The 18,461-nt window shown below is 39.2% G+C and carries 13 protein-coding genes; 12 read left to right on the top strand and 1 reads right to left on the bottom strand.

Features of this window, described 5'->3' with window-relative positions:
- The first annotated feature begins 124 nt into the window (after nt 1-124).
- The 7 genes from dnaE (at nt 125) to pyk (ending at nt 10,667) form a co-directional block, all read left to right on the top strand.
- The gene (dnaE, locus tag GZA11_RS10645; protein ID WP_163183783.1) at nt 125-3,487 is read left to right on the top strand and encodes a DNA polymerase III subunit alpha; all 3,363 of its coding nucleotides are present in this window, start codon (nt 125-127) and stop codon (nt 3,485-3,487) included.
- Nucleotides 3,488-3,603: 116 nt separating this feature from the next.
- Nucleotides 3,604-4,842, top strand: a complete 1,239-nt coding sequence (locus tag GZA11_RS10650) for an NAD(P)-dependent malic enzyme (RefSeq protein WP_163183785.1) — start codon at nt 3,604-3,606, stop codon at nt 4,840-4,842.
- Between the two features lie 8 nt (nt 4,843-4,850).
- Nucleotides 4,851-5,471 (top strand): FadR/GntR family transcriptional regulator, encoded by a 621-nt coding sequence (locus GZA11_RS10655; protein WP_268926769.1) that lies wholly within the window; start codon nt 4,851-4,853, stop codon nt 5,469-5,471.
- Between the two features lie 208 nt (nt 5,472-5,679).
- Nucleotides 5,680-6,561 carry an acetyl-CoA carboxylase, carboxyltransferase subunit beta gene (accD, locus tag GZA11_RS10660; protein ID WP_038536680.1) on the top strand — a complete coding sequence of 294 codons (882 nt, stop codon included), beginning with the start codon at nt 5,680-5,682 and terminating at the stop codon, nt 6,559-6,561.
- Nucleotides 6,552-7,526: an acetyl-CoA carboxylase carboxyl transferase subunit alpha gene (accA, locus tag GZA11_RS10665; protein WP_038536678.1), complete on the top strand. Its 975-nt coding sequence runs from the start codon at nt 6,552-6,554 to the stop codon at nt 7,524-7,526. Before accD ends, accA begins: the two co-directional genes overlap by 10 nt.
- A gap of 340 nt (nt 7,527-7,866) precedes the next feature.
- On the top strand, nt 7,867-8,826 hold the full coding sequence (gene pfkA, locus GZA11_RS10670; RefSeq protein WP_038536676.1) for a 6-phosphofructokinase: 960 nt from the start codon (nt 7,867-7,869) through the stop codon (nt 8,824-8,826).
- 77 nt (nt 8,827-8,903) lie between these two features.
- On the top strand, nt 8,904-10,667 hold the full coding sequence (gene pyk / locus GZA11_RS10675) for a pyruvate kinase (protein ID WP_163183787.1): 1,764 nt from the start codon (nt 8,904-8,906) through the stop codon (nt 10,665-10,667).
- 41 nt (nt 10,668-10,708) lie between these two features.
- Here pyk and ytvI read toward each other — a convergent pair whose 3' ends face one another.
- Nucleotides 10,709-11,812, bottom strand: a complete 1,104-nt coding sequence (gene ytvI / locus GZA11_RS10680; protein ID WP_163183788.1) for a sporulation integral membrane protein YtvI — start codon at nt 11,810-11,812, stop codon at nt 10,709-10,711.
- A 203-nt stretch (nt 11,813-12,015) separates the two neighbouring features.
- Between ytvI and GZA11_RS10685 the strand changes: the two genes are divergently transcribed.
- The 5 genes from GZA11_RS10685 to GZA11_RS10705 all read left to right on the top strand — a co-directional run bounded on the left by GZA11_RS10685 (nt 12,016) and on the right by GZA11_RS10705 (nt 18,050).
- Nucleotides 12,016-12,480, top strand: a complete 465-nt coding sequence (locus tag GZA11_RS10685) for a DUF441 domain-containing protein (RefSeq protein ID WP_038536672.1) — start codon at nt 12,016-12,018, stop codon at nt 12,478-12,480.
- A 1,468-nt stretch (nt 12,481-13,948) separates the two neighbouring features.
- Nucleotides 13,949-15,067 (top strand): citrate synthase, encoded by a 1,119-nt coding sequence (gene citZ / locus GZA11_RS10690; RefSeq protein ID WP_038536670.1) that lies wholly within the window; start codon nt 13,949-13,951, stop codon nt 15,065-15,067.
- 136 nt (nt 15,068-15,203) lie between these two features.
- Entirely contained in the window at nt 15,204-16,472 is a 1,269-nt protein-coding gene (gene icd / locus GZA11_RS10695; RefSeq protein ID WP_038536669.1) for an NADP-dependent isocitrate dehydrogenase, read from the top strand.
- Between the two features lie 77 nt (nt 16,473-16,549).
- Nucleotides 16,550-17,488 (top strand): malate dehydrogenase, encoded by a 939-nt coding sequence (gene mdh, locus GZA11_RS10700; protein ID WP_038536667.1) that lies wholly within the window; start codon nt 16,550-16,552, stop codon nt 17,486-17,488.
- Nucleotides 17,489-17,573: 85 nt separating this feature from the next.
- Nucleotides 17,574-18,050 carry a MaoC/PaaZ C-terminal domain-containing protein gene (locus GZA11_RS10705; protein ID WP_163183790.1) on the top strand — a complete coding sequence of 159 codons (477 nt, stop codon included), beginning with the start codon at nt 17,574-17,576 and terminating at the stop codon, nt 18,048-18,050.
- Nucleotides 18,051-18,461 lie beyond the last annotated feature (411 nt).

Genomic DNA, 18,461 nt, shown 5'->3' on the forward strand with positions numbered 1-18,461 from the left:
CTTTCTACTATTTATATAGACAACCTAATCTAAATATGTTCAATGAATATGAGAACATATTTTCCTTTTTTTCCTACAGGTTCTATAATAGAAATTGAGAAATGTAAATTAAGGGTGTGACGATATGTCTTTTATTCACCTTCATGTATATAGTGCTTATAGCTTGTTGACGAGTACCGTCTCTATCCCTGAATTAATTGAAACCGCCCGTTCAAAAGGTTTTAACACTTTAGCTTTAACGGATCGTAACGTTATGTACGGTACAATCGAGTTCTATAAGTTATGCAAAAAGCAAAATATTAAACCGATCATTGGGCTGACTGTGGATGTGGCAAGCGAGAAATCGGAAAAGAATTCGCATCCACTTGTCTTATTGGCTGAAAATAATAAGGGATTTAAAAATCTGTTAAAAATATCCAGTTCTGTCCAAACAAAGGCGGAAAACGGAATTCCTATGAAATGGCTAAAACATTATTCAGAAGGACTGATTGCCTTGACACCGGGGATTGAGGGAGAAATTGAACAGTTCCTTTTAAACGGCCAGAGGGATTCTGCCAAAGAGTTAATTCTGAAATTCCTTCAGATTTTCGGAAAAGGAAATTTTTATTTAGCTATTCAAAACCATCACCTCCAACAAGAAAAACAAATTAGAGATGAATTCATCATGCTCTCAAAAGAAATGGGTATTCCTTTGGTAGCGACGAATACTGTCCATTATTTAGAAAGAGAAGATACCTTTGTCCATGAATGTCTACTCGCAATTAAAAATGGTGATAAACTGCAGGATGATCATCGAGAAAAATTAGGTAGTGATCAATTTTATCTGAAGACTGCGGCAGAAATGGTCGAAAGCCTTTCAGATGTTCCTGAAGCACTAGAAAATACCCTTTTTATTGCAAATCGCTGTAATTTAACAATTGAATTAAATAAGACTTTCTTACCTTCTTTTCCAACGGAAAATAATATATCGGCCGATGATTATCTCCAAGAGCTATGCAAAAAAGGGTTAAAAGAGCGTTTGGGGAGTCCTAGCAAGGAATATGTAGATCGTTTGCTCTATGAACTGGACATCATCAAAAGGATGAAGTTTAGTGATTATTTTTTAATTGTTTGGGATTTTATGAGATATGCTCGTGATAATGGAATTTTGACAGGTCCCGGAAGAGGATCTGCTGCAGGCTCCCTAGTTTCATATGTCCTGTATATTACGGATGTTGATCCTATCAAACATAACCTTCTCTTTGAACGGTTTTTAAACCCTGAGCGAATCTCGATGCCTGATATTGATATCGATTTTCCTGATCATCGACGTGATGAAGTTATTGCTTATGTCGCCCAAAAGTATGGACAACTTCATGTGGCACAGATAGCAACTTTCGGGACACTCGCGGCAAAAGCAGCGCTAAGGGATGTCGGCAGGGTTTTCGGACTCAACACGAAGGAATTGGACTATTTATCAAGAATGATACCATCCCGTACTGGAATTAATTTGCAAGAAGCGTATAAGGAATCAGAAAATCTGCGCAAATTTGTTCATGAGTCTTCGTTAAATCGCCGGCTATTTGAAACGGCCCTAAAGCTAGAAGGGCTTCCACGACACACTTCCACACATGCAGCGGGCGTTGTACTTAGCGAAATGCCACTAGTGGAATTAGTTCCGATTCAGAAAGGCTCAGCCGGAATTTATTTAACGCAATACTCCATGGAGCATTTAGAAGAAATTGGACTACTAAAAATGGATTTTCTTGGTCTTAGAAATTTATCATTGATTGAAAACATATTAGCTTCTATTTATCGAAATACGGGTAAGAAGCTGGACATTCGTTCGATTCCATTAGATGATGCGAATACCTATGCTCTATTAGCTAGGGGGGAGACAACGGGTGTTTTTCAATTGGAATCAGAAGGTATGAGAAAAGTATTAACCCGTTTAAAACCATCAAGATTTGAAGATATCGTTGCTGTTAATGCATTATATCGGCCAGGTCCGATGGAGAATATCCCGCTTTTTATTGATAGAAAACACGGCCGTCAAAGGGTGGAATACCCTCATCCTGACTTAAAACCAATCCTAGATAATACATACGGGGTCATCGTCTATCAAGAGCAGATTATGCAAATTGCTTCTGTCATGGCAGGCTTCTCACTAGGTGAAGCGGATTTATTAAGACGGGCAGTAGGAAAAAAACAAAAAGAGATTCTTGATAAAGAACGGAATCATTTTGTACAAGGGGCATTAAAACAAGGCTATAGTCAGACACTTGCCAATGAAATCTATGACTTAATTGTCCGCTTTGCCAATTATGGTTTTAACCGAAGCCACGCGGTTGCCTACAGTATGATATCGTATCAACTCGCCTATTTGAAAGCTAATTATCCTGAACATTTTATGGCAGGCTTACTTACTTCAGTGATAGGAAATGAAACGAAAATCGCTCAATATATTATGGAAGCGAGGCAAAAGGAAATCACTATTTTACCTCCGTCTATTAACAACAGCCAGTTTTTCTTTCAAGTGGAGAAGGGGGGCATACGCTACAGCCTAGCGGCAATCAGAGGTGTTGGGGCTGCTGCGTTAAAAGAAATTTTTCAAGCAAGAAAAAAGAAAAGATTTACAGATTTGTTTGATTTCTGTATAAGAGTTTCATCAAAAGCTGTTAATCGAAAAACATTGGAATATTTGATTCATTCCGGAAGCTTTGATGAGTTTGGCAAAGATCGAGCCGTGCTATTAGCAAGTTTAGATGTGGCTATAGAACATGCGCAAATATTTAAAACAGAAGAATCAGATCAAATTGATTTATTTGAGGAAGAACTAATTCCAAAACCGAAATATGTTCAGGTAGATCCTATTAGTATGGATATGAAGCTCTCTTTTGAAAAGGAAGCGCTTGGTATTTATCTGTCCAACCATCCTATATCCATTTTTGAAAAGGATCTTAAGAAAAGAGGTATTCAATCTTTATTTCATCTAAATAAAGGCGGAATTCGGACTACGGTTGGAGTTTATATTTCTACATTGAAAACAATTAGAACTAAGAAAGGGGAGGCAATGGCCTTTTTAACAATCTCTGATTCCAGCGGAGAAATGGAAGCCGTAGCGTTCCCTGATGTATATAAACGGTCTTCTCAATTAATTGGTCAAGGAAAGTTTGCCCTGCTTGAGGGAAAGGTGGAAGAACGTGAGGGAAAGAAACAATTCATTATTCAGCGTGCTTCAAATTTAGAAGAATGGATCAAGTCTACGCCAGTTCAGCAACAAGTGTTATATTTAAAGATTATAAAAGAAAAACAGGATGAAAAATCACTCGTTCAAATTTACCAATTGCTTAAGGAAAATAAAGGTAGTGCAGCGGTTGTTATTCATTATGAATCCACGAAGAAAACGGTCAGATTGGGACAAGAACATAATGTCAATCCGACAATAATGTTGCTTGATTCTTTAAGAAGATTATTAGGGCCTGCCAATGTCGTTCTGAAAGATTAATTCTTTACAACTTTCAAAGTTATGTTATAGTGATAAATAGACAACTTGTGGTCTGACCACCAGTAATTAGATGTTGAAAAATAAGTGTTTTTTATTCATTTGAGAGGTGAGATTCCTTGACTTTACGTGAAGAAGCATTACATATGCATCGAGTTTATAAAGGGAAGTTAGAGTCGAAATCAAAGGTAGCAGTAAGAAACGCGCATGATTTAAGCTTAGCTTATTCACCGGGTGTGGCAGAGCCTTGTAAAGAAATTTATGAAAAGCCGGAAACCGTGTATGATTACACCATGAAAGGAAATATGGTTGCGGTTGTCTCTGATGGAACCGCAGTTCTCGGTCTGGGAAATATTGGACCGGAAGCAGCTCTACCTGTAATGGAAGGAAAAGCCGTATTATTTAAAAGCTTTGCAGGTGTCGATGCATTTCCTATTTGTCTAAATACAACGGATGTAGATAAAATCATTGAAACGGTTAAGTTACTTGAACCGACATTTGGTGGGGTAAATCTTGAAGATATTGCCGCTCCAAATTGTTTTGTTATTGAAGAAAGATTGAAAAAAGAAACGAATATACCTATTTTTCATGATGACCAGCATGGAACAGCCATTGTAACGGTAGCCGGTTTAGTTAATGCATTAAAGCTGACTGGCAGAAAAATGACGGAAATAAAAGTTGTAGCTAATGGAGCAGGAGCTGCTGGGATTGCTATTATTAAGCTTTTATATAGCTATGGCGTTCGCGACATCATTATGTGCGATACAAAGGGGGCTATTTATGAAGGTCGCCCTGTTGGAATGAATGATGTAAAGGCAGAGGTAGCAAAATATACAAATAGAGAATGTCTTTCTGGAAGCCTTGCAGATGTCATCAAAGGTGCGGATGTTTTCATCGGTGTTTCTGTCGCCGGTGCTCTCACGAAAGAAATGATAAAGTCAATGAACCCCAATCCAATTATCTTTGCGATGGCAAATCCTGTTCCAGAGATAATGCCGGAAGAGGCAAAAGAGGCCGGAGCTAAAGTAGTTGGTACAGGCCGTTCTGATTTTCCAAACCAGGTAAATAACGTTCTTGCATTTCCTGGGATATTCCGCGGAGCGCTTGATGTTCGCGCAACCCATATCAATGAAAAAATGAAAATTGCGGCAGTCGAAGCGATTGCTGCTTTAATTAGTGAAGATGAATTAAGTCCAGATTATGTTATTCCAGCACCATTTGATCCAAGGGTTGCCCCTAATGTAGCAGCTGCAGTAGCGAAAGCAGCTATGGAAACAGGTGTTGCTCGGATTAAGGTAGATCCAGAGGAAGTAAAGGAAAAAACGAAGAGACTCGCTCTAATTGGTAAAAGTGAGTGAATTCATTAGTGTCGAAGACAAAAGTGTACTTGGAAATCGTGAAGCAGCTAAGAGACATGATCGCTGCAGATGGATTAAAATCGGGAGACAAAATTCCCTCTGAAAGAGAACTGTCGGAGCGCCTGAATGCCGGGCGCTCTTCCGTTAGAGAAGCGCTTAGATCCTTAGAATTACTTGGGTTAATTGAAACGCGAAGAGGCGAAGGGACGTTTTTGCGCGACTTTCGCGGTAATCAACTAGTCCAACTGCTTAGTACATTTATTTTACAAGATGAAAAGGCAAAAAACGATGTTTTTGAAACGAAAGTCTATATTGAAATGGATTGTCTCAAATTGGCAATTCAAAGAATGAATCAGGAAAAATTATTAAAATTAAAGCAATACTTAATGAAAACGGAAGATTTCCATGATGATGGATTTTTTTATCGAATTATCCAAGCCGCTAATAACCAACTTTTTTTAAGGATTTGGGTTATATTAAAGGAGTTTTATAATTCATTAGATCCAATTCCGAATCGGTATGACGTTAACATCCAAGATTATAAGTATTTACTGGACGCATTGGCAAATAAGGATGAAGCGGCATTATTATCTGCTTATAAAAAACTACGAAATTTGTCTGTTCTTTAACGACAAAAATCAACAGAATTTGAATGCTTCTTCATTTATATTGGAATTTGTACAAGCCCAGGTGATGACGGGCATTTTTCATTCTATAGTGGTCTGACCACTTATTACATGAATGATGTATGAGATGAAAAACAGTTAGAAAGAATGCTGTGTAGAGTGTGAGGGAAACTTTCCATTTGCCAAAGGTTCAAACAAGGAGGTTAGGTTTTTGGCATTAAAAGATCTATTTACAAAAAATCAACCAAAAAAGAAAAAATATGCAACCATTCCTACCGAAGCGGCGAAAAATGATGTTCCTGAAGGAATTATGACTAAGTGTCCCACATGTAAGAAAATCATGTATACAAAAGAATTAATAAAAAACATGAAAGTTTGTTTACATTGTGGGCATCATTTTCCAATGACTGCTAAAGAACGGATCGAAAGCTTTTTGGATGAAGGTAGTTTTCAGGAAATCAATGAAAATATGGTTTCCAAAAATCCGTTAAATTTTCCGGATTATCTAGAAAAGCTCGAAAAAGATCGATTAAAAAGTAAATTAAATGAAGCAGTTGTAACCGGAATCGGAACGGTGGGCGGATTTAAAATTGTCGTGGCCATTATGGATTCTTCTTTCCGAATGGGAAGCATGGGGTCTGTTGTCGGTGAGAAAATAACTCGTGCAATTGAAAAAGCAGACGAGCTTTCTGTTCCTTTTATCATTTTCACTGCATCTGGCGGTGCCCGTATGCAGGAAGGGGCTTTAAGTTTAATGCAGATGGCTAAAACTAGTGTTGCATTGAAAAAATTTAGTGATAATGGAGGACTTATCATTTCAATTATGACCCACCCAACAACAGGAGGTGTTTCGGCAAGCTTTGCTTCCTTAGGGGATTATAACTTAGCCGAACCAGGTGCGTTAATTGGATTTGCCGGCCGAAGGGTGATAGAGCAATCCATACGTGAGAAACTGCCGGAAGACTTTCAAACAGCCGAATTTCTATTAAAACATGGCCAATTGGATGCCATTATTTCTCGTTTAGAGTTGACTGAGAAGATTACACTGATCCTCGATATTCATCAACCAAGGGGTGAACTCGCATGGCAATAGAATTAGAATTTGAACGTCCAATTGTTGAACTTCGGAAAAAAATTATGGAATTAAAAGAGTTTACCCAAAACGCGGATGTTGATTTAAGCTCGGAAATTAAGAAATTGGAGATTCGGCTTGAAAAGCTTGAAAAAGAAATTTACGAAAATATTAAACCATGGGACCGAGTGCAAATAGCTCGCCATCCGATGAGACCGACAACTTTAGATTATATTTCAAACCTGTTTGATGATTTTTTTGAATGTCACGGGGATCGTACTTTTGCTGATGATGAAGCGATCGTCGGTGGAATTGCCAAATTTAAAGGCCTACCAGTGACAGTGATCGGTCATCAGAGAGGGAAAGATACAAAGGAAAATATTCGTAGAAACTTTGGAATGCCTCACCCAGAAGGGTATCGAAAAGCATTAAGGTTAATGAAACAGGCGGATAAGTTTAACCGCCCGATTATTTGCTTTATAGATACAAAAGGTGCTTACCCAGGTAAAGCGGCTGAAGAGCGTGGACAAAGTGAAGCAATTGCTCGTAACCTTTTTGAAATGGCAGGTTTAAAAGTACCAATTATCTGTATTGTTATTGGTGAAGGCGGTAGCGGTGGCGCACTTGCATTGGGAGTCGGAAACCGTATATATATGCTAGAGAACTCTACTTATTCTGTTATTTCTCCAGAGGGAGCCGCAGCTATTTTGTGGAAAGATGCATCGAAGGCCAAAAATGCGGCCGAAACTATGAAAATAACGGCTCCAGATTTAAAAGAACTAGGGGTAATTGATGATATTATTCCAGAAATCAGGGGTGGAGCCCATAAGGACGTTAAACAACAGTCAAAAGAAATTGAAGCCATTCTCACGAATTCGTTAAAAGAATTGCTTTCTTTATCAGAAGAACAATTAATTACCGACCGATATAATCGTTTCCGGACGATCGGAGAGTATGGGTTAATTCAAGAGTTTATTGGCGTTTAATTTACGGATCGTAAAACGTGTCCATATGGGCACGTTTTACTATATCCTGTTTATTCCTTCCAACATGATTCACAAAATGTTCATAAAAAATTCACTAAAGTTTCAAAGAAAACGTTCTCCCCATCAAATGAAACGCTTCCAGTTAATAAACTATTCCGTCTATTTGAAAGGTTGATAGGATACAGTTGTTATGAAGGATTCTTCATGTTATTTTATAAATATTCGAATGATTAATGTTCATAATAAAAGAAGGACTTTAAGACGGTTATAAATATTTTCGCTCTAGTTCTTCAAATCTACATAGATTTTAAAAGTTTTATTTCAATATGAGGTGAGCGTCATGAAAAGAATTGGAGTATTAACAAGCGGCGGAGACTCTCCGGGAATGAACCCGGCGATTCGTGCGGTTGTTCGAAAAGCAATTTTTCACAATATCGAAGTTTACGGAATTTATGGTGGCTATACTGGACTAATTAACGGAAATATTAAAAAGCTTGAACTCGGTTCAGTAGGGGATATTATCCATCGCGGTGGAACAATGTTGCATTCTGCCCGTTGTCCGGAATTTAAAGATCCCGAAGTACGTCAAAAAGGTATCGAAAATTTAAAAGCTCATGGCATTGAAGGACTAGTTGTTATTGGTGGAGATGGTTCTTACAGAGGTGCAAAAGCTTTAACAGAACAAGGGTTTCCTTGTGTAGGAATTCCTGGAACAATTGATAATGATATTCCTGGAACCGATGTAACAATTGGTTTTGATACCGCATTGAATACTGTAATCGAGGCAATAGATAAAATCCGTGATACTGCCACTTCCCATGAAAGAACCTTTATTATTGAAGTAATGGGTCGTGATGCAGGAGATATTGCTCTTTGGGCTGGTCTTGCTGGGGGAGCGGAAACGATTTTAATTCCTGAAGAAAATTATGATATGAATGAAATTGCTGAACGTCTGCGTAAAGGGCAGGAACGTGGGAAAAAGCATAGTATTATTATTGTTGCTGAAGGAGTTTGCAGTGGTACTGAATTTGCGAAACAGCTAAAAGAAGCAACGAATTTAGATACAAGAGTGTCCGTTTTGGGTCATATTCAACGTGGAGGCTCTCCAACAGCTGCTGACCGTGTGCTTGCAAGCAGGTTAGGGGCAAGAGCTGTAGAGCTTTTGATTGAAGGAAAAGGCGGTCGTGCTGTAGGAATTGAAAATAATCGTCTTGTTGACTATGACATTATCGAAGCTCTTTCTAAAGAACATAAATTAGACCTTCAACTATATAAACTTTCGCAAGAATTATCTATTTAACGGAATACTGTTTGGATAACTTTTCGGTACAGCGCCTTTTTTAGGCGCTTATTGGATTTTTATAAAGGAGGAAAAAAATGTTACGTAAAACAAAAATTGTTTGTACGATTGGTCCTGCTAGTGAAAGTGTAGAGAAGCTAACCCAATTAATTCAGTCTGGGATGAACGTAGCACGTTTGAATTTTTCCCATGGGGATTTTGCGGAACATGGAAACCGTATTAAAAACATTCGAGAAGCTGCACGGATTGCTGGAAAAACAGTTGCTATATTACTTGATACAAAAGGTCCTGAGATTAGAACTCATAATATGCAAAATGGAGCCATTGAGCTTAAGGCTGGAGAAAATATTATTATTTCGATGAACGAAGTGGAAGGGACCGTAGAAAAATTCTCTGTTACATATCCTGGATTGATTGATGATGTACAAGTTGGTTCGAAAATTTTGTTGGATGACGGGTTAATTGGTCTTGAAGTTACAAAGATTGACAAATCGGCTAATGAAATTCATACCAAAATATTAAATACCGGCACACTAAAAAACAAAAAAGGTGTGAATGTACCTGGGGTATCTGTCAATTTACCAGGGATTACCGAAAAGGATAAAAAAGATATTCTATTTGGAATTGAACAAGGGATTGATTTTATTGCGGCATCTTTTGTTCGTCGCGCGAAAGATGTATTGGAAATTCGCCAACTTTTGGAAGAAAACAATGCTACCCATATCCACATCATTCCTAAAATTGAAAACCAGGAGGGCGTGGATAATATTGATGAAATCTTAGAGGTTTCTGACGGTTTAATGGTTGCTCGCGGTGACCTTGGGGTTGAAATTCCAGCTGAAGAAGTACCGCTTGTGCAAAAAATGTTAATTAAGAAATGTAATGCATATGGAAAACCTGTTATTACGGCTACTCAAATGCTTGATTCCATGCAGCGAAATCCAAGACCTACCCGTGCTGAAGCAAGTGATGTGGCGAATGCCATTTTTGATGGGACCGATGCCATTATGCTATCTGGTGAAACTGCTGCCGGACTGTATCCAGTGGAAGCCGTCCAAACTATGCATAACATTGCATTAAGAGCGGAACAGGCATTAAACCATAAAGAAATTTTATCTAACCGCAGTAAGAACATGGAGCACAATGTGACAGATGCGATCGGACTGTCTGTTGCTCACACTGCATTAAACTTAGATGTAAAATCCATTATCGCACCAACAGAAAGCGGACATACGGCAAGAATGATTTCAAAATACCGTCCAAAGGCAGCGATTGTTGGTGTAACAGCAAACGAAGTAGTGTGTCGCCGATTATCCCTAGTTTGGGGTGTATATCCTAAGCTTGGTAGATATGCTTCAACAACAGATGAAATGTTGGAAATTGCGGTTGAAGAAAGTGTAAATAGTGGTATCGTCAAGCATGGTGATTTAGTTGTAATCACAGCGGGAGTACCTGTTGGTGAAGCTGGTACAACCAATTTAATGAAAATTCATATTGTTGGAGATATCATTGCAAAAGCTCAAGGAATTGGTCGAAAGTCTGCATTCGGTAAAGTAGTAATAGCTCGCGATGCCAAGGAAGCTTTGGAAAAAGTAAAACCTGGTTCTATTCTTGTTACTATTGGTTCTGACAAGGAAATGATGCCTGCCATTGAAAAATGCGCAGCACTCATTACACAAGAAGGTGGATTAACAAGTCATGCGGCTGTTGTTGGTCTGAACCTTGGGATTCCGGTAATTGTTGGAGTAGAAAATGCTCTAGAGCTAATGAAAGATGGACAAGAAGTCACAGTTGATGCAACGCGAGGAATCATATATAACGGTCACGCAAGTGTGCTATAATCAAAAAACGTCAACCTCATTGAAGGTTGACGTTTTTTGATTTAAATTTCTTTTCCTTTAATAAAAGTCCAAAGGTCATGAAAGACATTGGTACGATAAAGGGTGGTGATGATTACAAGGGTTACGGGGCCAATGATTAATCCTAAAAATCCAATCAATTTAAATCCGACAAACAGAGCAATGAGGGTAGCTAATGGGTCAAGCCCAATGTTGGATGAAAGAATTTTTGGTTCCATAATCTGCCTTTGAACTAAAACAATCACATAAAGAACACCAAGACCGATCGCCAGGCCTATATCACCGCTAATTACTTCATAAATGATCCAAGGAACAAATACAGCTCCAGTCCCTAGATAAGGGATGATATCTACAACACCTGTCAAAAGGGCAATGGTAATCGCATAATCTACTCTTAAGATTAGTAAACCAATTAAAATGATAACCGTTGTAATGGAGATGAGAGTCACCTGTGCTTTAATAAACCCAAATAATGCCTTTTTTAAATCCGCGAAGACGGTCTTGCCACTAGTTCTTGCTTTTGCTGGTAATATCTTGTTCCCCAAGTTTGATAGCCGGTACCAATCTTTACTGATGAAAAACGTGGCCAATAATGAGAAAATAAGGACAGTTGCAGCATTTGGGAACCAAGATAAGATAAGTGGAATGTTCCCAAAGAAATTTTGTATAAAGTTGCCGACCGTTGATCCGATCGTTTGCCCTATATCTTGGATATTGGCAATTATCGTATCCTGTTGTCCTGCATCAAGCTTATTAAACATCCTAGTTAATTGATTGTACAAATTTGTAAAGTAATCTTCCAAATAAGTGATAAATGTGTTCAAGTGCTGGGGAATAACTTTTGCCAAGTAATTTGCACCGGAGACAATCTCAACCACTAACAGAGTAATTAAACCGGCAAAGATGGCAAATATAAGGATGAGTGCAACAAAAACCGCAAGTATACGCGGCATTTTTGCCTTATTCTCCAATAGATTTACTAGCGGGTTAATGAAGAATGCAATGGCAAATCCGATTAAAAATGGGTATGTCACCTTTGAAATTAAATAAAAAGCGTAAAGGCCCAGGATTATTGCACCGACGACAAATATAAAACGAATAATCCTGTATAAATACTTAGAATTCAATGGTCAACCTCCTATCATTGAAAGTAATTAGATATAGTTTATCATTTTATTAGACAATACGCCTAATATTCATCTGTATTTGTTACGTATTTTCATACGCACTAAACAGTGAAAAGTTTCAGAGTTGTAAACCTGAATCTTATATTATGATTTGTTTAGCTGTTGTTATGGAAATATAGTTTAATATAGAAAGTTGGATAAAAATGTTTAATGAATCTGTTTTATTTCTTTTGTTACTACTTGTGATTGGTTTTTTTGCTAAGAACAATTCGTTAATGATTGCTATAGCAGTGTTATTAGTCTTAAAAGTATTTAATATAGATTCCAAATTATTTTCTTTAATTCAAACGAAAGGGATCAATTGGGGGGTAATCGTCATTACTATTGCGGTCCTTGCACCGATTGCAAGTGGAGAAATTGGTTTTAAAGACTTGACAGCAGCTTTTAAATCTCCCTATGCATGGGTTGCATTGGTTTCTGGTATGGCAGTAGCACTCTTGGCAAAGGGAGGAGTGACACTTCTGGCGAAGGATCCACAAATTACAACAGCATTAGTACTGGGTACAATCTTATCGGTTTCGATTTTCAAAGGAGTGGCGGTAGGACCATTAATAGGGGCTGGTATTGCTTATGCCAGTATGAAAATGATTGGATTTTTTATAAGATAAGAATGTTGAAGTGCCATAACGTCTAATCTCCTTTGCTCACCGTCAAAGATCTTAGGTCGCCTCATGTATCCTCGTGTTTCTTTTATCTCAATTGGAGAGCTATACAAGGAAGGATATGGCAGCATCACCTCAATTGAAAGTGATAACTTTTTGGGGGAGGACATACACTGCTGCCTAGATCATTTCCAATTTACTTAATAAGAAAATATATCTCCAACTTCGAGAACTGTCTAGCTCCAGCCCCCTAGCGGCGAGACGCCTTCGCTCTCTGCCCTTCATTAAGTTAACATCGAATCGCCTTCGTCTTTCGTGTTTCCATTATCTCAGTTGGAAAATCTCCACAAGGAAGGCCCCGGCAGCATCCCCATCACACGACCGAAAGCGATAGCTTTTGGGAGGAAGACATACGCCGCTGAGCAGGGGGCTTCCGCTTTTCCGATTAGAAGAGATAATATTTTTGACTTCGATAACTGTCTAACTCCAGCGCCCTAGCGGCTAGTATCCTTCGGTCTCCGCCCTACGATAAGTCAACATCGAATCGCTCACGCTCCTCGTGTTTCCTATATCTCAGTTGGAGAGTCTCCACAAGGAAGGCTTCGGCAGCATCCACTCGCACGACCGAAAGCGATAGCTTTTGGGAGGAGGCTATACGCCGCTGACCAGGGCGCTTTCGCTTTTCGTATAAGATAAGAAAATCTATTGTAGACTTTGAGAACTGTCTAGCTCCAGTGCCCTAGCGGCTAGTGTCTTTCGCTCTCCGCCCTACGATAAGTCAACATCGAATCGCCTCCGGCACTTCGTGTTTTCTATATCTCAGTTGGAGACCTCCAAGCCATACGCCGCTGAGCAGGGGACTTTCTCTTTTCCGAAAAGATAAGAAAATATCTAAAAGACTTCGAGAACTGTCTAGCTCCAGCGCCCTAGCGGCTAGTATCCTTCGGTCTCCGCCCTACGATAAGTCAACATCGAATCACCTTCGGTTCTTCGTGTTTCCTTTATCTCAGTTGGAGAGTCTCCACAAGGAAGGCTTCGGCAGCATCCACATCGCACGACCGTAAGCAATAGCTTATGGGAGGAGGCTATACGCCGCTGACCAGGGCGCTTTCGCTTTTCTATTAAGATTTTTTTTAAAATAATATTTTTTTATTATTTTCATTCTCTTTTCGTTCACAAAAGTCTGATTATTGTTTATAATAGGCTTAAGTGTATAGTTATTTATTACAATCCTATTGGCATACGGGATTCGTTGTAAATTCATTCATTCCATTGAATGAAAGGGCATACATGTTGTTTGTGCCGATTGGCGAGCAATCGCTCAGTCAGTGTACAAACATTAAAATATTATTATTTTTATCTGAATATTTTAACCCTTTCATCCAATCCTAGATAGAAAACTAGTTTTCTATTTTTTAAGTTTATTAAGAAAAAGGGTAGTGGGGAAATTTAGAAAGCAAAGGAGAGATTTATTATGACAGTAACACGCGGTCTTGAAGGGATTGTAGCAACAACATCTTCAATCAGTTCAATCATTGATGATACCCTTACTTACGTTGGGTATAACATTGATGATTTAGCTGAAAATGCAAGCTTTGAAGAAGTGATTTATCTCTTATGGCATCGCAAACTTCCTAATGCGGAACAACTAGCGGAATTAAAAAAGCAGCTGGCAGAAAATGCCTCACTTCCTAAGGAAGTAATTGAACATTTTAAAATGTACCCGATCAAAGAAGTTCATCCAATGGCTGCGCTTCGTTCTGCAGTATCTTTATTAGGGTTGTACGACAAAGAAGCAGATGCCATGGATCCTGAAGCCAATTATCGAAAGGCTATCCGCCTCCAAGCGAAAATGCCTTCAATAGTTGCTGCGTTTGCACGTGTAAGAAAGGGTCTTGAACCAGTTGAACCAAGACAAGATTTAAGCTTTGCGGCTAATTTCCTTTATATGCTTTCAGGGAAAGAACCTGATCAAATTGCAGTAGAAGCAATTGATAAAGCTTTGGTCTTACATGCCGACCATGAATTGAATGCTTCTACATTCACAGCACGTGTTTGTGTTGCTACTTTATCGGATGTATATTCTGGTATTACTGCTGCAATCGGTGCATTAAAAGGACCTCTACACGGAGGTGCAAATGAAGCGGTAATGAAGATGCTTACCGAAATTGGCACGCTCGAAAATGTTGAGCCATATATTTACGGCAAGCTTCAAAAGAAAGAAAAAATTATGGGCTTTGGTCACCGAGTTTACCGTCAAGGGGATCCTCGTGCCAAGCATTTAAAGAAAATGTCCAAAAAATTAACTGAATTAACTGGTGAGCCACATTGGTATGATATGTCCGTTAAAATTGAAAGCATTGTGACAGGTGAAAAGAAACTGCCACCAAATGTTGATTTTTATTCTGCTTCTGTATACCACAGCCTTGGCATTGACCATGACTTAATGACGCCAATCTTTGCGGTAAGTCGTGTATCTGGATGGCTAGCTCATATTTTAGAACAATATGATAACAATCGTTTAATCCGTCCAAGAGCAGAATACACGGGTCCAGTAAAGCAAAAATATATCCCAATAGAGCAAAGAGTTTAATATTTTACTTTTTTTCGAAAAATTGGTTCAATAGAATTGTGTGTGAAAGGTTAGGGGTAATCCCCTCTAACCTTTATCAAAGTACAATATCATATTTTTATTTTATTTGTTTACATAGTCTAGGAGGGAGAACAACATGCAAGGCGAAAAAATCACGGTTACAAATGGTGTATTAAACGTTCCAAACAATCCTATTATTCCGTTCATTGAAGGAGACGGTACAGGTCCTGATATTTGGGCAGCTGCTAACCGCGTATTGGATGCTGCGGTTGAAAAGGCGTACAAGGGAGAGCGTAAGCTCGTTTGGAAAGAAGTTTTGGCTGGTGAGAAAGCGTTCAATCAAACTGGTGAATGGCTTCCTCAAGAAACTCTAGATGTAATTAGAGAATATTTGATTGCTATCAAAGGTCCATTAACGACTCCAGTTGGTGGAGGAATTCGTTCATTAAACGTTGCGTTACGCCAAGAATTAGATCTTTTTGTGTGCTTGCGTCCAGTAAGATGGTTTGAAGGAGTACCTTCCCCAGTTAAGCGTCCGCAAGACACAGATATGGTTATTTTCCGTGAAAATACTGAAGACATTTATGCAGGTATTGAATATGAAAAAGGCTCAGAAGCAGTTAAGAAAGTTATTAACTTCCTGCAAAATGAAATGGGAGTTAAGAAAATTAGATTCCCTGAAACTTCCGGTATCGGAATTAAGCCTGTTTCTGAAGAAGGCACACATCGTTTAGTTCGTGCGGCTATTAATTATGCTATTAAAGAAGGACGTAAATCTGTTACTCTTGTTCATAAAGGGAATATCATGAAATTTACTGAAGGTGCGTTTAAGAACTGGGGATATGAGCTTGCTGAAAGAGAGTTCGGCGATAAAGTATTCACTTGGGCTCAATATGACCGTATCAAGGAGGAACAAGGTACAGAAGCGGCAAACAAAGCACAGGCTGAAGCAGAAGCAGCCGGTAAAATCATTATTAAAGATGCAATAGCTGATATCTTCCTACAGCAAATCCTGACTCGTCCACGTGAGTTTGATGTAGTTGCAACGATGAACCTAAACGGTGATTATATCTCTGACGCACTAGCAGCACAAGTAGGTGGAATTGGTATCGCACCTGGTGCTAACATCAACTATGAAACAGGACATGCAATTTTTGAAGCGACACATGGTACAGCACCTAAGTATGCTGGTTTAGATAAGGTAAACCCTTCTTCTGTCATCCTTTCCGGTGTTTTAATGCTTGAGCATTTAGGCTGGAATGAAGCAGCTAGCTTGATCATTAAGGCAATGGAGAAAACCATTTCGTCTAAAGTGGTAACTTACGACTTTGCCCGTTTAATGGATGGTGCAACAGAAGTAAAAACTTCTGAATTTGCAGATGAATTAATTAAGAACATGGAATAAGTACTTTTTGAGATCATGAGGGCTGTTTGTTAACAGCCCCTTGAATTTAAATTTCATTCATAAAGGGGAGAGCAAAAATGTCTTTAAAACGCAAGAAAATTTCTGTGATTGGCGGCGGTTTCACCGGTGCTACGACTGCATTCCTGCTTGCCCAGAAAGAGCTTGGAGATATTGTTCTAGTTGATATTCCTCAAATGGAAAATCCTACAAAGGGTAAAGCACTGGATATGCTAGAAGCTAGCCCGGTTCAGGGATTTGATGCCAATATCATTGGTACATCCAATTATGAAGACACAAAGGACTCTGATATCGTTGTAATCACAGCAGGTATAGCACGTAAGCCAGGCATGAGCCGTGATGACTTAGTGCAAACTAACCAAAAGGTGATGAAAGCGGTCACGCAGGAAGTTGTAAAATATTCTCCTAACTGTACGATTCTTGTATTAACTAATCCAGTTGATGCCATGACGTACACAGTATATAAAGAGTCCGGCTTCCCTAAAAACCGCGTCATCGGTCAATCAGGTGTTCTTGACACTGCGCGTTTCCGTACATTTGTTGCTCAAGAGTTAAACCTCTCTGTGAAAGATATTACCGGCTTCGTTTTGGGCGGCCACGGGGATGAAATGGTTCCACTTGTTCGATATTCATACGCTGGTGGGATTCCACTAGAAAAATTAATTCCAAAAGACCGTTTAGAGGCGATTGTTGAACGTACAAGAAAAGGAGGCGGCGAAATCGTTAGTCTTTTAGGTAACGGCAGCGCATACTATGCCCCTGCAGCTTCCTTAGTAGAAATGTGTGAAGCTATTCTTAAGGATCAGCGTCGTGTATTACCAGCCATCGCCTACCTAGAGGGAGAGTATGGGTATGAAGGTATTTATCTTGGGGTACCAACCATCCTTGGTGCAAACGGTATAGAAAAAGTAATTGAGCTTGACCTTACTCCAGAGGAAAAAGCTGCACTCGATAAATCAGTTCAATCTGTACGCAACGTTATGAATGTATTAGTTTAATACAATGTTAGGAGTTCGGGGTCCCGTGGGTCTCCGAATTTCTCTATCCGTTTCTGAAATCGCTTTCAAAAAGGAGGTTCCAGTAATGCTTTTAGGAAAAAAGAGAAAGATCGGCAGAAGAATTGAAGAAATCAGTGTTGGTGAGAAATTATCGGTAACGGAAAAAGTTGAGGATAAGGATCTCCTTCTTTATTTAGGTTTAACCGATGATGCGAATCCGTTATATATCCAGCATGACTATGCATCACAAACCCCCTTTAAAAAACCAATTGTCCCAAGTATCATGCTAACTGGAATGATAACTTCAGCTATTTCAAAATATTTGCCGGGGCCCGGTACACACATACTTAGCCAAGAAATTGAGTTTAGTAAACCTGTTTATCATTATGCGATGATAGAGTTATTGTTAGAAGTGACTGATGTAAATCTTGAGAAACATACAGTGACCATTCATGTGACTGCTGTTAATGAGATGAAGGAAGAGGTTATAAAAGGGAAGCTTATCGTATGTCCGCCTCATAGGTTGGAAGATATACATGGAACGGCATTAGATAATTTTTAATAGGTCAGGTAAGGAATGTGTGATCACATTCCTTTTTTGCATGTGCGCCCGGCATGGGTGTAATCTATAGGGTGAAAGTCCCGAGCTGCGAAGGCAGAAGTAGCAGTTAGCTTAACGCAAGGGTGTCCGTGGTGACGCGGAATCTGAAGGAAGCGAGCGGCAAACTTCCGGTCTGAGGAACACGAACTTCATATGAGGCTAGGTATCACTGGGTGAGTTTGCATGACAAAACAAAGCCCTTTCTGCCGAAGGTGATACAGAGTAAATGAAGCAGATGGATGGAAGGAAAGATTACACTCTTACCCGGGGAGGTCTGGCTGGCACGCCAAGTAACCTTGGTAACCTATCTAGTGATAGATAGCTGAGCAGTCAGAAGTCAGCAGAAGTCATAGTACTCTTTCAAGCTCGAGA

Source organism: Neobacillus sedimentimangrovi (assembly GCF_010614825.1).
GTDB lineage: Bacteria > Bacillota > Bacilli > Bacillales > Cytobacillaceae > Neobacillus > Neobacillus thermocopriae.

Excerpts from the sequence above, each read along its gene's own strand:
- dnaE (WP_163183783.1), top strand. The coding sequence starts at position 125 with ATGTCTTTTATTCACCTTCATGTATATAGTGCTTATAGCTTGTTGACG.
- accA (WP_038536678.1), top strand. The coding sequence starts at position 6,552 with ATGGCAATAGAATTAGAATTTGAACGTCCAATTGTTGAACTTCGGAAA.
- pfkA (WP_038536676.1), top strand. The coding sequence starts at position 7,867 with ATGAAAAGAATTGGAGTATTAACAAGCGGCGGAGACTCTCCGGGAATG.
- pyk (WP_163183787.1), top strand. The coding sequence starts at position 8,904 with ATGTTACGTAAAACAAAAATTGTTTGTACGATTGGTCCTGCTAGTGAA.
- GZA11_RS10685 (WP_038536672.1), top strand. The coding sequence starts at position 12,016 with ATGTTTAATGAATCTGTTTTATTTCTTTTGTTACTACTTGTGATTGGT.
- citZ (WP_038536670.1), top strand. The coding sequence starts at position 13,949 with ATGACAGTAACACGCGGTCTTGAAGGGATTGTAGCAACAACATCTTCA.
- icd (WP_038536669.1), top strand. The coding sequence starts at position 15,204 with ATGCAAGGCGAAAAAATCACGGTTACAAATGGTGTATTAAACGTTCCA.
- mdh (WP_038536667.1), top strand. The coding sequence starts at position 16,550 with ATGTCTTTAAAACGCAAGAAAATTTCTGTGATTGGCGGCGGTTTCACC.
- GZA11_RS10705 (WP_163183790.1), top strand. The coding sequence starts at position 17,574 with ATGCTTTTAGGAAAAAAGAGAAAGATCGGCAGAAGAATTGAAGAAATC.